This is a genomic window from Flavobacterium movens (genome assembly GCF_039581425.1).
Taxonomy (GTDB): Bacteria; Bacteroidota; Bacteroidia; order Flavobacteriales; family Flavobacteriaceae; genus Flavobacterium; species Flavobacterium luteolum.
This window is the reverse complement of sequence record NZ_JBCPXY010000004.1, coordinates 175,047-187,985: the sequence shown is the minus strand read 5'-3', so window position 1 is coordinate 187,985 and position 12,939 is coordinate 175,047. Positions and strand designations below refer to the sequence as shown.

Genomic DNA, 12,939 nt, shown 5'->3' with positions numbered 1-12,939 from the left:
TTAAAGTCTTATTCCTCGACAGTTTCAAATTCCATGTGATCAATTATTTCTGCTTCTGGCTTTTCTGGTTTAGAAGCTTTTAAGGTATTGAATCTTTCCAACATTTCTGTTTCGCCTTCTTCACCACTGAAATATGGGAAAACATCCATAATTGGTGTTTCTGTGATAGCAGGAATAGAATATTCGCCCATTGTATTTTTCATTATATGAAGTGTGTTGTCATAAGCTTCACGAACGTCATTTGCCTGAACTAGCATATACATGCTCGTTTTTCTTTCCTTACCGCTTTCTTCATCATAAGCGATTAAAGTGATTTTAGATTTAAACCATCTGTCTGCATTCTCAAAAGGATGAATTTCGGCATAATTTGCCACTTTGATCGCCGTGATTTTAAATTCTTCACTTGTATACGCGGCCATTTCTTCGGTCATTCTTTTTTCGGCTTCTGTATAAGACAAAGCATCAACCAAATAAGGCTCGGTTAAAACTTTTTGTCCTCCAGTTTCATCTGTCTTTCTATATTTTACTTTGCATTCGTACCAAATTGCGCTCATCTCTTTTTAAATTTTAAGGATGCCAAAGATAAATCTTACTGCAAAATAAATAGTTAAATCTTCAAATAGATATTCACAATTTTAAATGATTTTTGCTAATGTTTTGAGATTCTGAAAGTTGTGTTTTTTAATGGTAAAAATGATTTGTAATCACATTCATTCTTTTCTGTTTTGCTTCAAAATTAAAAATATTCCCTTCCTATTTTTGATTTAAACATTTGTAATTCAATTGTTTATTTTCTTGTTTTAAAAATTATCAAAAAAATAGGAAAATTTCTAAATCCAAAAAATCAATTTGTTCGTAAGTACCAATAACAATGGCTGGGGATGAGGTTGAATTCAAATGGTATTGGTTTTTGGAGCATATTGAATTCTTGCATTTCCAGCAATTGTTTTTATAAATATTAAAAATAAAGGTTTGGGAAAATTAAACGTTCAAAAGTTAAAAGAGACTTTAAAATATCTGGAAAGCAAACAGCGTGAATTAAAAAGACAAAATCAAGATAATACGCGAAGCCTGGAATCGATGATTAAATATTTAAAAAAAGATATGATGGAGCAGCACGATTTGTCTGATCATCATCAATTGATAAAACAAGAAATCAAAGACACTGAAGCTTTTATAGAGAACGTCAAAAATATCATCAAAATCAATTCTTAAAACCGTTTAATATTGTAGAATTTTACTTTTATTCCAATTTAAATTTTTCGTTTTTGCAATCCAGAATCAGTTTGTGGTTCAGAAATAGTTTGTTGCCAATCATTCCCTGCATTCCCGAACGTTTCATTAAGAATTTTTGCAGATCTGAAGTGCCTTCAACGTAAGTAACTTCAGAAAGGTTTATGATTGTTTTTTGAAATTGTATTTTCTTTTTCGCGGAAGCGGAATAAACAATTAAAGTATTTCCCCATGAATTTCCTTTTTCAGTTTTTACAACGCTATTTTTATTGCGGTATTCCTGCCAGATTTCTTTTGTAGTAATCAATTCATAGCCACTGGTTCCAGAATCGTAAAGCAGTTTTAATTTTTTATTTTCGATGGTAGACGGAATAAGAATCTTACGTTTTTTAAATTCAAAATCAACAAAATCATCTTCTTGAATTTTTTCAATGAAAGAGCATAGATTGTTTTTAAAATCTAAAATAGTAATTCGTTTTTCTAATAAATCGGTTCCAATTGTACCAATTATATTTACGGCTTTTAAATCGTCAAAATTTATTTCTTCGCCATAATTCAAAACTTCAAACGTATCTGAAATTACATTCATATTTTCGATTGTGAAAGCAGTAGAAATCGACATGTTTTCATTATCAATTTTCGGCTGATTTTGAAATTTTTCAGCAATAGATTCTAATGATTTTTTGTAGAAAACAGTAATAGGCGAACCCGAATCAAACTGCATGTAAAATGTCCGACTAATTCCTTTTATTTTAACAGGTAAAAGCAAAGCAGAATGCGAGTTGTCGTTGCTTGAAATCCATTTTATTGGAATTTTTTCTGCAATTCCCGAAACCTTCAAATAGTTTTCTGGGGGAGTGAATTTCTTTTGAAAATAAAAATATCCTCCCAACAAGAATAAAACGATAACAATTAAAAGTACGGATGCAATTTTCTTAAAAAATTTCATGGTCTGTTTTTTCTGCAAGATTCGGATTTCGATTCTGATTTTCGTGAAAAAACAGTACGACAGTTTTACGTCATTTTTATGACTTGCTTTATAAGAAGTTGTTTTTCAGTTTTATGGCAAGTTCTTGTTTTTGGTTTAAACAGATTCCATTTATAATGACAATCAATAGTTTTAAGCTAAGAATAGTAATTAATGGAATTATAAAAAGCGGAAATTTTAAAGTAAATGAATTTTGAATAAACGGACTTGCAATCATTAAAACCGAAAGAATAAGACTTAAAACAATTTGGAGACTTAGAATTTGTTTGCCTATTTCTTTGTTTGTTGAATCTTGGGTTTTATACGTTAAAATTAAAGGAAAAATAACGCTTCCAAACGGAATAATAAGTCCGGATAAAACAGAAAGATTAATTAGTTTGGCTCTTTCGATTTGGATGTTTTCTTTTTTAAAAGTAAGATTTTCTGGATTGGTTTCTAGAGCTTCGGCAAGTGTTTTTAAAGTAAAACCTTTGAGCATATTTCCAGCTTCAATTCTTTGTATAGTTCGCAATGAAAGACCCGATTTTTCAGCAAGTTCATTTTGAGTCATGTTTTTTTCTTCTCTCAAAAATTTAACTTTATTCTTCATTGCTTTAAGTTGCTGGTATAAAAACGAAATTAAGAAAAAACTTTTGAGAAAATCGTTTAAAGAGAACTTAGGATTATAGACCAATTCGAAGTTTTAATAAAAAATTAAGTTTTTTACTTTAACAAAAATCACTAACTTGTTGTGTAATAAAATATTCCTTTAATGTTGCAGTCTTAAAATTTCCCAGTTATGCGAGTATCCGTTGTCCGAAAAAATGTAAAGTTTTTGCCCGATTCAAGAAGAGTTGTTGCCCGATATTTTATGAATGGGCAAGAAAGGACCCAGCAAATGATACTTCGGATAATGATGCTGGATGAGAAACAGGTGCTGCAGACTTTGGAGCAGACGCTTCGCGAATTTGCGAGAAGACATCGAAATATTTCGGCTGTATTCTTTAGACACTGCGAAAGAATAAGACCAATTATAGAAGGAATGCAGATTGATTATGAAGCCATGTCTCTAGACCGAAAAATGCTCATTGGGTCTTACTGCACGATGGAATATGCCATAGAATCGGCTGCGATTTTTAATCCTTCTATTGTAGAAGATTTTGATCAGACGGGATTGGAAATGGGAGAAAAACGGGTTATAATTTCTTTTCGTGCAACGGGTGAAGGCCACATCTCATCTATTGTTTTTAGAAGAGCCATTTTAGATCGCGACAATAATCTGCATATCATGAAAATAGGAAATCATATTGATCAGGCAGAAATTGAGCATAAAACATTATTTAATAAAGAGCGATTTTTGACCAAGCTGTATGAAATGCATACAACCGATAAGTATATTGCTCAGATTATGCAGGATCTTCCTGATGAATTTGAATTTGCTGTTCTTAAAAATATGCTGATTGAGGCTTTAAAAGATCCTTTGATTCGAGAAGAAAGAAAGGTAGCGCTGGAAGAAATTTTATGGCTGGCAAATTCTTTTTACGATTTGCAGTTCAAACATGATTCGGATATAACGGAACGCGTCATTTTTCCGATTTCTGATTCTGAAAGCCGCGGAATAGAAGATGCTCGTTTTGTACGTTTTGTTGATGATAACGGTTCAGATCGTGTTATGGCAACTTATACAGCTTATAACGGACACACAATCCTTCCCAAATTAATTTCTACTGAAGATTTTTATAGTTTCAGAGTTATGCCACTTCATGGCGAAGGGGCACAGAATAAAAATCTGGCGTTGTTTCCGAGAAAAATAAAAGGCAAATATGCCATGCTGGCCAGAATTGACGGCGTGAACAATTATATTATGTATTCTGATCGTGTCACGCAGTGGAACACGCCAATCCTTTTGCAAAAGCCTAAATTTACTTGGGAATTGACTCAGATAGGAAATTGCGGTTCTCCATTATGGACAGAAGAAGGTTGGCTTGTTATTACGCATGGAGTTGGTACAATGAGACGTTATTGTATTGGTGCTTCATTATTTGATCTTGATGATCCTTCAAAAGAAATAGGGAGGCTTACAGAACCGTTGCTTTCTCCTTTGGAAGATGAGCGAGAAGGATATGTGCCAAATGTAGTGTATTCCTGTGGAGCTATTATTCATAACAATAGTTTAATTCTGCCTTATGCTGTATCAGATTATTGTTCAACTTATGCTGTAGTAGATATGGCAGAATTATTAGAGGCGCTTAAGAAAAGTAAGTGAGACTTGTGTTTTATTTAGCATTTATTGAAAGTTATATTTGTTTTTAGCAAGTGTATAAGCTTTAAAAATTAAGCCAATCTTAAGATGAAAACAGGTATAAATACGGGTTGATAAATTGCCGAAACTTTATACATTCGCCGAAATTGAAAAACTGATTAACCCCCTTAATATTGGTTTTTTTTAGAAGTATTAGCAGAGATCACGAACAAACGGCTAAAACAATGAAATTTGTAAAAGGACAAGAGGTATCCTATACCGCAATAAGTGGGAGATCTTACAAGGGAACCATTATCGAAAGAAAAATGGATTTAAAGAAAGGGTTTATCATAAAATCGACTTCAAAAGAAAGAGATTTTCATTATCTCATTGAAATACAAAAAAAAGGTGCAACAGAGAAAATTCTATGTGCCGAAAATCATCTTAAATTATTGGAAAAGAAAAAGCGAGCCAACAGCTTAGTCTAATGTGCTGATTAACATATTGCAGTTTCGTTTTGAACTACTTTTTCTTTTTTAGCTTTCGAAATGTTAAGATAAACAATCGATCCCAACATTATTGCAATTCCAACAATTTGTAGAAAAGTAACTTTTTCGCCTAAAATAATATGCGCGCAAAAAACCGCGGCAGGCAATTCCAGGGTTAATAAAACCGAACTCAAACCAGCACCAATTTTAGGCATTCCGACTGTAAAACATATGGGCGGAATCACGGTACCAAAAATGGCTAAAAATGTTCCCCATTGCAATAATCCAAAATCTAGATGCGTGCTTGTAGTAATGGCTTCGCAATTAATTAAAAATATAATCATTGCCGAACCGCTGGTCATTAAAGCGCTTTTTTCGAACATTGGTGTTTCTTTTCCTATTTTGCTGGTAAAAACAATGTAAAGTGTATAAAGCAAAGCCGATAATAGACTCAATGCCACCCCTGTAAAAGAAATGTTGGCATTGCTTAAGTCTAGAAGATTTCCTGCCAAAACAGTTCCTAAAATGATGAAAAGTGCTGATCCTACCTCAACCGTATTTGGCCTTTTCTTAAAAAATATCCAATCAACCAAAATGCTAAGCCACGTAATCTGCATTAATAAAACAATTGCCAAAGAAGCAGGAATATAGGCTACAGATAAATAATAGGTATAGGCAGAAGATCCCATTGTGGTTCCAGCTAAAAGTAATTTCCAGTTTAACGCCAGTTTATGTCCGTTTTTAAGCTTTCTGAAAATTACGATTGACCATAAAATTAAAGTTCCAGCAAGTGCTTGCGTCAAAGTAATTTCAGCAGGCGAATAACCTTCTCCATAAGCGATTTTAGCAAAAGAAGAAAGCATTCCGAAACTCAATGCGCCTAGAGCAACAATGATAATATATTTGTTCATTTTGTTGTTTTGAAATATGTTTTGTACGGTCAAAAGTATTAATTGATGAATAATTATCGATATACTTAAATTAAATATGTATTTATTCCTTTTAATTTTGCTTTTTTCTGATTTTTGTCCTGAATTGAATTATTTTTTATACTTTAACTGGAAAAAATCCGATGCAAGAATTAAGCAAACAAGAAATAGAGTTACTTCGAATCCTTCAGGAAAATGCAAGATTTGATATTACAGATTTGACCGAACGATTGAACATGTCGAGAACTTCGGTTTATGACCGAATTAAAAAACTCGAAAACGAGGGTTATATTAAAGATTACGTTGCGATAATAGATCCGAAAAAGGTAGGATTAAATTTTACGGTCATTATAAACGTTTCGCTAAACAGTCAGCGTTTAGAACTTGTAGAAGAATTTTCGAGACAAGTTGCCGCACTCGATGAGGTTGTTGAAGGGTATGTAACGGGAGGAATTTTCGATTATGTTCTGAAAGTTGTGGTGAAAGACCCAGAATCGTTTAACGATTTTATTAGAAAACTTTCAGATATTCCGAATATTAGTAAAGTGCAGAGTTCATTTGTAATGAGCTACATTAAGCAATCTACTAAATTACATTTTTAACTTAAAAATAAATAACTACGTAAAGCGATTATCTGGCTTTACATAGTTTTCTATTCGATTTGCAGAAGAATTAAATACCATCTTTTAACCCAATTCTTTTTAAACTGTTGATGATTTTAAAAACAATTTCATCAGAAAACATAAAACTGAAAAGCGTTTCTTTTATTTCTGTCGCAGTTTGCGGCTGTAGTTCTAGAAGGTTATTTAGATATGTTTTTGCTTTTGCGTCTTCACTAAGCAGCGATAATGAAACGGCTTTTAGCAAAGGATCCCAAATAGTCTCTTCAAAGTCCATTTTTTCTGCCCAGTATAAAGACTTTTGATATTCTTTTTTATGGATGTAATAGTACCAATATCCAATATTAATCCACCACGGATGTGCAGGGTTAGCATGTACAGCATTTTCTAATAAATTAAATCCCTTTTCAAAGTAGCCTGCAAAAATCAATACACAGCCAATTCCTGCTGTTATACCAGAAGAATTAGGATTTATTTTCAGGCATTGTTCTGCGGTAGAAAGACAGTCATCCTGATCTTTTTTAAAGCAGTTTATAATAGTCAGCGCATACCAAGCCTGTTGGCAATTTGGATCAATATTTAAGGCTTTTGTGATGCAGTGACTGCTTTTCTCAATTGTTTTTTTGCAATTGTCTAATCCTAGGGCAATAGAGGCTAAATGCATTTCGCCCAGCATGGCCCAAGCTATTGCATGGTTTGGGTCTAATTCTACAGCTTCGGTTAAATTGGATAGAGCATTAGCAAAATTTTCAATAGAATAAGAACGCTGATATTCATGATAACTGCAAATTACCCTTAAAATACTAGAGTTGTTTGATATTTTAAATGGCGCTGTTTTTACCATTTCATTAAAAATAACACCATAATAACCGCCCATGGTAGAAACAATATCTTTTACTATTTCATTTTGAATTCTAATGCCATCATCTAGGGTGGCAGGAGTAAACAATTTGGTCATTACAAACTTGCCAGAAGAAGGGTTTATCAGATTAATTCTTATTTGCAGTTTGTTACTAATAATTTGAATATGCCCTGTAATAATAAAATCGGCTCCAATCAAGTTGGCGGCTTCTAGAATATTTTCATTAATTTTTGAAATGATATCAGACGGGAAATGACCTATTACGGAGATATCCTGAAAACGGGAAAGTTCGGCACTGATTTCTTCGGAAAGAATTTGGGAAAAGGCCTCTAAATCTGGGCGCTGATCAATTGTTTTAAAAGGGAATACGGTAATAACAGGATTGCTTTTATTGGTAACAATTGGAAGATCAAGAGGTCTCAGTTTATTATTATGAATAAATTCAGGAACATAACCGCCCTTTGGAACATGAATAATAAGGGGATTGTCTTTTCCGTCAGAAGAATAATATTCAGTAAGTAATTTTCTTAATCGTCCTGCATGAATGCGAACCATGGCATCATCATGGGGATTAAAATGAGAAGGTCTACTTAGTGCATTTACTGCTATAGAATATTCTTTAATAAACTGCTGCCTTTGATCTATAGTTTCTGTGACAATATAGCGCAGAAAATTGCTTAAAAGCGTTGAGTTCTTAAAAGAATAGAATTTTAATACATTTTCCAGCTCATTATAAATTTTATCCGAGGGGATTTTTTTTGTAGACTCCATAATAAATTATTTGAAAATTATTAATGTCAAAAAAAAGTCACTGGGGCGTATAAAATGTTAAAGACCAAATGCTTATGAAGTTATAAATTTATGAAAATATTTAACATGTTAGTATTATTTATCTGATATTTTAACGGTTAAATGTAACGGTTAATAACTCTAATGGTGCAATTGTATTAATTATATTTGTTTGATAATCAGGTAAAAACTGGGTTTTGTTTCTTTTTTTAACCAAAAAAGACTGTAATGTATAGGTGTTGAAATTTTTGCATTCCCATACTAAAAGCTTTTAGGATCAGATGAAAGCTTTTAAAGGTGAATAAAAATTCGTACTGAGAAATATCAATTTTTTAAAATAAAATGACTTTTATTTTAAGCCAGGACTGCAAAAATCAGATTAAAAGTTGTATCCCATAATAAACAAACTATAATCATTATGAAAAAAAGGTTTTTGCAAATGACAGCTATGAGGCATTGTGTCCTCATAATTTGTTTTCTCATTTCTGTTTTTGTTCAGGCTCAAGATGAAGGGAATAAAAGCATGGAAATATACGGATTTATTATGACCGATATTGGTTATAATTTTAATCAGATACAATCAGATTGGTATGATGTGGTAAGACCGACAAAACTTCCTGCTTATAAAGACCAATACGGACCAGACGGCAGTTACTACGCTTCTGTGCGCCAAACCAGATTAGGATTTAAAAATTACTTTGATACAGGAATTGGCGAATTAAAAACTCATTTTGAATTCGAGTTGTTCGGTACAGGTGTCGATGCCGGACAAACTACCTTTCGTTTGCGTCATGCTTATGCTGAGTTAGGAAAATTTGGTGCTGGACAAACTTGGAGCCCTTTTATGGATATTGGCGTATTCCCAAATTCACTCGAATATTGGGGACCAACCGGAATGGTATTTTTTAGAAATATTCAGATACGTTATATGCCAATTCAAGGCGATACTCGATTAACGATTGCATTAGAAAGACCAGGAGCAAGTGCCGATCAGGGAGATTATGCAAATCGCGTGGAATTGCAAGGAGTAAAGGCAAGATTTCCGCTGCCAGATCTTTCGGCAGAATACCATTATGGCACAAGATGGGGTTATATTGAATTAGCAGGTATTTTGAGAAAAATCGAATGGAAAGATATGAATAACGATCAGTACAATTTGTCTGGTGATGCTGTAGGCTGGGGACTTAATTTAAGCACCAATATCAATTTTAGCGAAAATGATGTTTTTAGAGGACAGGTTGTATACGGAGAAGGTATACAAAACTACATGAATGATGCTCCTGTTGACATTGGTATCAAAAACAATTTTGGTAACCCTGTAACTCCCGTAAAAGGTGTTGCGCTTCCTCTAGTTGGTGTTGTCGCTTTTTTAGATCATACTTGGAGTGACAAGTTTAGTACTGCAATAGGATATTCTATGATTGATATTGATAACTCAGACGGACAAACAGATGATGCCTTTAAAAAGGGACAGTACGTTCTGGGAAACCTTTTGTTTACTCCTGTAAAGAATTGCATGGTCGGAGTTGAATTTCAGTGGGGTAACCGCGAAAATTTTAATGACGGATGGAGTACTTCAATAAATAAAATACAGTTTTCTTTTAAATATAATTTTTCACAATCATTTTATAAAAGAATTCAGTAAATGCCTTTTGTTTTTTAATTAATAAAAAAAGAAAATATGTGTAAAACTGTACAATACCTGCTATTGTTCGGATTGTCTTTAGGCATTCTTAATGCTCAAACCCGAACTGAAAAAGATCTTCTAGGAGAAAAACAAATCCCAGCAAATGCTTATTACGGTGTGCAGACAGCACGTGCGTTAGAAAATTTTCAGATAAGTAGCTTGACTACGCAATCTTATCCTGATTATGTGAAAGCTTTTGCAATGGTTAAATTAGCAGCGGCACGTGCCAATGCTGATGTCGGCCGACTTAAAAAAGATAGACTTGCTGCGATAGAAAAAGCTTGCCAAGCTGTAATTGACGGCAAATATCATGATCAATTTTTGGTCGATTTGTATCAAGGTGGTGCTGGTACTTCTGCCAATATGAATGTAAACGAAGTTTTGGCCAATATTGCATTGGAACTAAGCGGACATAAAAAAGGAGAATATCAATACATCGAACCTCACGATGATCTTAATATGGGACAATCGACAAATGATGTGTACCCAACAGCGATAAAAGTGGCGCTGCTGCTTCATAATGACAAACTGCTTAAAGAGGCAGATCTTTTGGCTAAAGCTTTCCATAAAAAAGGTGACGAGTTTAAAGACATCCTAAAAATGGGAAGAACCGAAGGGCAAGATGCTGTACCAATGACGGTAGGGCAGGAATTTCATGCTTTCGGGAATCAGCTTGACGCAGAAATTAGTGCTTTAAAAAAGGCAGAAGTTTATTTATGCGAACAAAATATGGGAGCTACAGCAATCGGGACAGGAATTACAGCTTCTCCAGGTTATGCTGAAAAAGTAGCTGCGCATTTGGCAAAAATTACAGGAAAACCAATTGTAATGAGCAAAGATCTTATTGCCGCCACAACCAGCCAACAAGGGTTTGTAATGTATTCTTCTACACTTAAGAGCATGGCAGTTGCTTTGGCAAAAATAAGCAGCGATTTGATCATTTTGGCTTCTGGTCCTCGTACTGGTTTTTTCGAAATCAATTTGCCTGCACTTCAGCCGGGATCTTCAATTATGCCGGGAAAAGTAAATCCGGTTATGCCAGAACTGATGAATCAATTATGTTTTAAAGTAATGGGGAATGACTTGACTGTAACAGTTGCCGCTCAATCTGGTTTATTGCAGTTAAATGCTTTTGAACCTGTTCAGGCTATTGCCATGATGGAATCTCAAGGATTATTTTTTAAAGCGATGCCATTGTTTAGAAAAAACTGTATTGATGGCATTACAGTAAACAAAGACGTTTTGGCGCATTATATGGATAGAAGTGTTGGTGTTGTAACAGCTCTAAATCCTATTCTAGGTTATGAAAAAACAACTGAATTGGCCAAAGAAGCACTAGCAACTAATAAAGGAATCTTAGAACTTATACGCGAAAAGAAATTGCTGACAGAAGATCAAATTAAAAAACTGCTTGATCCAGCAACTTTAACAGGCCAAAAATAATCTTCAACCTAAAAAGAAAAAAAGATGAAATTAAATATCAACTTTTACAAAAAAATACTTTTACTGCTGATATTGTCATTGAATATGAGCATGTTCGCACAGGTTAAACCTAAAGTGCTAATATTGGCAACTGGCGGAACAATTGCCGGTTCTGCTAAAACTGGAGTACAGTCCGGATATACTTCGGGTCAGGTTACTATTGATGCAATGGTAAATGCAATTCCGGATGCTTTAAAAGTGGCAGATATAAAAGGCGAACAAATAGCAAATGTTGGATCTCAGGATATGTCATTTGAAATTATGCTAAAAGTAGCTAATCGAATTAATGAATTGGCCAATAGCAACGATGTAGACGGTTTCGTAATTACGCACGGAACCGATACGATGGAAGAAACGGCCTTTTTTTTAAATCTAACTACAAAAACAGATAAACCAGTTGTGCTTGTAGGATCCATGCGTCCGTCAACAGCGATTAGTGCAGACGGACCTTTAAATCTTTATAATGCGATTGCTGTAGCTGGCGATTCTAAAGCAAAAGGGCGTGGAGTGCTTTTGGTTATGAATGATTGGATTCATTCAGCACAATCTTTAACTAAAGTGAGTACAACGGCTGTTCAGACTTTTATGTCTCCGCTTCGTGGACTTATCGGTATAACTTCTTACGGAACAAACGATTTCTTTAATTACCCTAGTCAAAAATTTGGAAAAAACTCAGAATTTGATGTAAAAGGCGTTAGCTCTTTTCCTCGTGTAGATATTATTTATGCCGATGCCGATATGAAGCCAGATTTAATTGATGCTTCGATAGAACGTGGCGCTAAAGGAATTGTAATTGCTGGGGTTGGAAACGGAAATATGAACAAAGCTTCGCTAGATGCTTGTGCAAGAGCCAGTAAAAAAGGAATTATCGTAGTTCGAAGCACGCGCGTTGCAACTGGACTTGTAAGCCGTAATGTAGAATGCAATGATGATGAACTTGGACTTATCGCTTCATACGCTTTGAATCCGCAGAAATCTAGAATCTTATTGTCGGTAGCATTATTAAAACAAAGAAGTTTAGCAGAACTTCAAAAGATATTTGAAGAATATTAAAAAAACTGTGTTTACGAACAAATTTTTGAACCTGTTTGTAAAAGGAAATAATCTTATATCAACTTGAAAATTAAATGTATATGAAAAGTAAAATAATTACAAGAGGGGTTCTTGCAGGATTCTGTGTTTTATTGATTTCCTGCAATACAAAAAAGGACGAAAATACTGTAATTGACTTAAAAGAAGTTAAGAAGCAAATTCAGGCGAAAGAAAATGAATATGCTGCAACATATAATGCTGGCCAGCTGAAAGAGATTGGGTATTATGCAGACGATGCAATAACTTTTTATCAGAACAGGCCACCGATTATTGGTAAAGAGGCGAGATATGAATTTTTGAAATCAGATTTAACTAATAACACCAATACAATATCATTTGAAACCAAAGAAGTTTTTGTTTCTAAAGACGGTAATATGGTTGTAGAAATAGGATATTATAAAGTGACAGATTCTACCAAAACGCCAATTAATACTGGAAACTACATGAGCTTTTTCGAAAAAAGAGATGGCAAATATGTGTGTGTAAGAGACATGAGCGCTTCTGATGGAATGATAGAGTAAATAGCCTTTTTGCACAATAAATCTATA

Annotated in this window: 13 protein-coding genes; 8 read left to right on the top strand and 5 right to left on the bottom strand. The window is 33.9% G+C overall.

Features of this window, described 5'->3' with window-relative positions:
• Positions 1–8: 8 nt before the first annotated feature.
• Positions 9–554: a DUF4494 domain-containing protein gene (locus AAYQ05_RS09305; RefSeq protein ID WP_343542866.1), complete on the bottom strand. Its 546-nt coding sequence runs from the start codon at positions 552–554 to the stop codon at positions 9–11.
• A gap of 418 nt (positions 555–972) precedes the next feature.
• On the opposite strand from AAYQ05_RS09305, the gene AAYQ05_RS09300 reads away from it, so the two are divergent.
• Positions 973–1,215, top strand: a complete 243-nt coding sequence (locus tag AAYQ05_RS09300) for a hypothetical protein (RefSeq protein ID WP_343542864.1) — start codon at positions 973–975, stop codon at positions 1,213–1,215.
• 28 nt (positions 1,216–1,243) lie between these two features.
• On the opposite strand, the gene AAYQ05_RS09295 is transcribed toward AAYQ05_RS09300, so the two are convergent.
• Together AAYQ05_RS09295 and AAYQ05_RS09290 are read right to left on the bottom strand one after the other, a co-directional pair.
• On the bottom strand, positions 1,244–2,182 hold the full coding sequence (locus AAYQ05_RS09295; protein WP_343542862.1) for a hypothetical protein: 939 nt from the start codon (positions 2,180–2,182) through the stop codon (positions 1,244–1,246).
• 88 nt (positions 2,183–2,270) lie between these two features.
• Positions 2,271–2,810, bottom strand: coding sequence for a helix-turn-helix domain-containing protein (locus AAYQ05_RS09290; protein ID WP_343542860.1), 540 nt, complete (start codon positions 2,808–2,810; stop codon positions 2,271–2,273).
• A 288-nt stretch (positions 2,811–3,098) separates the two neighbouring features.
• Here AAYQ05_RS09290 and AAYQ05_RS09285 point away from each other — a divergent pair, with 288 nt between their 5' ends.
• The gene (locus AAYQ05_RS09285) at positions 3,099–4,466 is read left to right on the top strand and encodes a glycoside hydrolase family 130 protein (protein ID WP_343542859.1); all 1,368 of its coding nucleotides are present in this window, start codon (positions 3,099–3,101) and stop codon (positions 4,464–4,466) included.
• 221 nt (positions 4,467–4,687) lie between these two features.
• Positions 4,688–4,930, top strand: a complete 243-nt coding sequence (locus tag AAYQ05_RS09280) for a hypothetical protein (RefSeq protein WP_343542858.1) — start codon at positions 4,688–4,690, stop codon at positions 4,928–4,930.
• A gap of 8 nt (positions 4,931–4,938) precedes the next feature.
• Here the strand turns inward: AAYQ05_RS09280 and AAYQ05_RS09275 are convergent, their stop codons facing one another.
• Complete coding sequence (locus AAYQ05_RS09275) at positions 4,939–5,841, bottom strand: EamA family transporter (RefSeq protein WP_343542856.1); 903 nt, start codon at positions 5,839–5,841, stop codon at positions 4,939–4,941.
• Positions 5,842–6,002: 161 nt separating this feature from the next.
• Here AAYQ05_RS09275 and AAYQ05_RS09270 point away from each other — a divergent pair, with 161 nt between their 5' ends.
• Positions 6,003–6,461 carry an Lrp/AsnC family transcriptional regulator gene (locus tag AAYQ05_RS09270; protein WP_274255558.1) on the top strand — a complete coding sequence of 153 codons (459 nt, stop codon included), beginning with the start codon at positions 6,003–6,005 and terminating at the stop codon, positions 6,459–6,461.
• 70 nt (positions 6,462–6,531) lie between these two features.
• Here the strand turns inward: AAYQ05_RS09270 and AAYQ05_RS09265 are convergent, their stop codons facing one another.
• Complete coding sequence (locus AAYQ05_RS09265; protein ID WP_343542853.1) at positions 6,532–8,112, bottom strand: tetratricopeptide repeat protein; 1,581 nt, start codon at positions 8,110–8,112, stop codon at positions 6,532–6,534.
• Between the two features lie 436 nt (positions 8,113–8,548).
• Between AAYQ05_RS09265 and AAYQ05_RS09260 the strand changes: the two genes are divergently transcribed.
• From AAYQ05_RS09260 to AAYQ05_RS09245, 4 genes are all read left to right on the top strand, one after another.
• Positions 8,549–9,775, top strand: a complete 1,227-nt coding sequence (locus tag AAYQ05_RS09260) for a DcaP family trimeric outer membrane transporter (RefSeq protein WP_343542852.1) — start codon at positions 8,549–8,551, stop codon at positions 9,773–9,775.
• A 36-nt stretch (positions 9,776–9,811) separates the two neighbouring features.
• The gene (locus AAYQ05_RS09255) at positions 9,812–11,260 is read left to right on the top strand and encodes an aspartate ammonia-lyase (RefSeq protein ID WP_343542851.1); all 1,449 of its coding nucleotides are present in this window, start codon (positions 9,812–9,814) and stop codon (positions 11,258–11,260) included.
• 24 nt (positions 11,261–11,284) lie between these two features.
• Complete coding sequence (locus tag AAYQ05_RS09250; RefSeq protein WP_343542850.1) at positions 11,285–12,352, top strand: type II asparaginase; 1,068 nt, start codon at positions 11,285–11,287, stop codon at positions 12,350–12,352.
• A gap of 80 nt (positions 12,353–12,432) precedes the next feature.
• The gene (locus AAYQ05_RS09245) at positions 12,433–12,912 is read left to right on the top strand and encodes a YybH family protein (protein ID WP_343542849.1); all 480 of its coding nucleotides are present in this window, start codon (positions 12,433–12,435) and stop codon (positions 12,910–12,912) included.
• Positions 12,913–12,939 lie beyond the last annotated feature (27 nt).

Coding starts and splice junctions, on each gene's coding strand:
- AAYQ05_RS09280 (WP_343542858.1), top strand. CDS start 4,688: ATGAAATTTGTAAAAGGACAAGAGGTATCCTATACCGCAATAAGTGGG.
- AAYQ05_RS09245 (WP_343542849.1), top strand. CDS start 12,433: ATGAAAAGTAAAATAATTACAAGAGGGGTTCTTGCAGGATTCTGTGTT.
- AAYQ05_RS09265 (WP_343542853.1), bottom strand. CDS start 8,112: ATGGAGTCTACAAAAAAAATCCCCTCGGATAAAATTTATAATGAGCTG.
- AAYQ05_RS09250 (WP_343542850.1), top strand. CDS start 11,285: ATGAAATTAAATATCAACTTTTACAAAAAAATACTTTTACTGCTGATA.
- AAYQ05_RS09260 (WP_343542852.1), top strand. CDS start 8,549: ATGAAAAAAAGGTTTTTGCAAATGACAGCTATGAGGCATTGTGTCCTC.
- AAYQ05_RS09305 (WP_343542866.1), bottom strand. CDS start 554: ATGAGCGCAATTTGGTACGAATGCAAAGTAAAATATAGAAAGACAGAT.
- AAYQ05_RS09275 (WP_343542856.1), bottom strand. CDS start 5,841: ATGAACAAATATATTATCATTGTTGCTCTAGGCGCATTGAGTTTCGGA.
- AAYQ05_RS09270 (WP_274255558.1), top strand. CDS start 6,003: ATGCAAGAATTAAGCAAACAAGAAATAGAGTTACTTCGAATCCTTCAG.
- AAYQ05_RS09255 (WP_343542851.1), top strand. CDS start 9,812: ATGTGTAAAACTGTACAATACCTGCTATTGTTCGGATTGTCTTTAGGC.
- AAYQ05_RS09285 (WP_343542859.1), top strand. CDS start 3,099: ATGATACTTCGGATAATGATGCTGGATGAGAAACAGGTGCTGCAGACT.
- AAYQ05_RS09290 (WP_343542860.1), bottom strand. CDS start 2,810: ATGAAGAATAAAGTTAAATTTTTGAGAGAAGAAAAAAACATGACTCAA.
- AAYQ05_RS09295 (WP_343542862.1), bottom strand. CDS start 2,182: ATGAAATTTTTTAAGAAAATTGCATCCGTACTTTTAATTGTTATCGTT.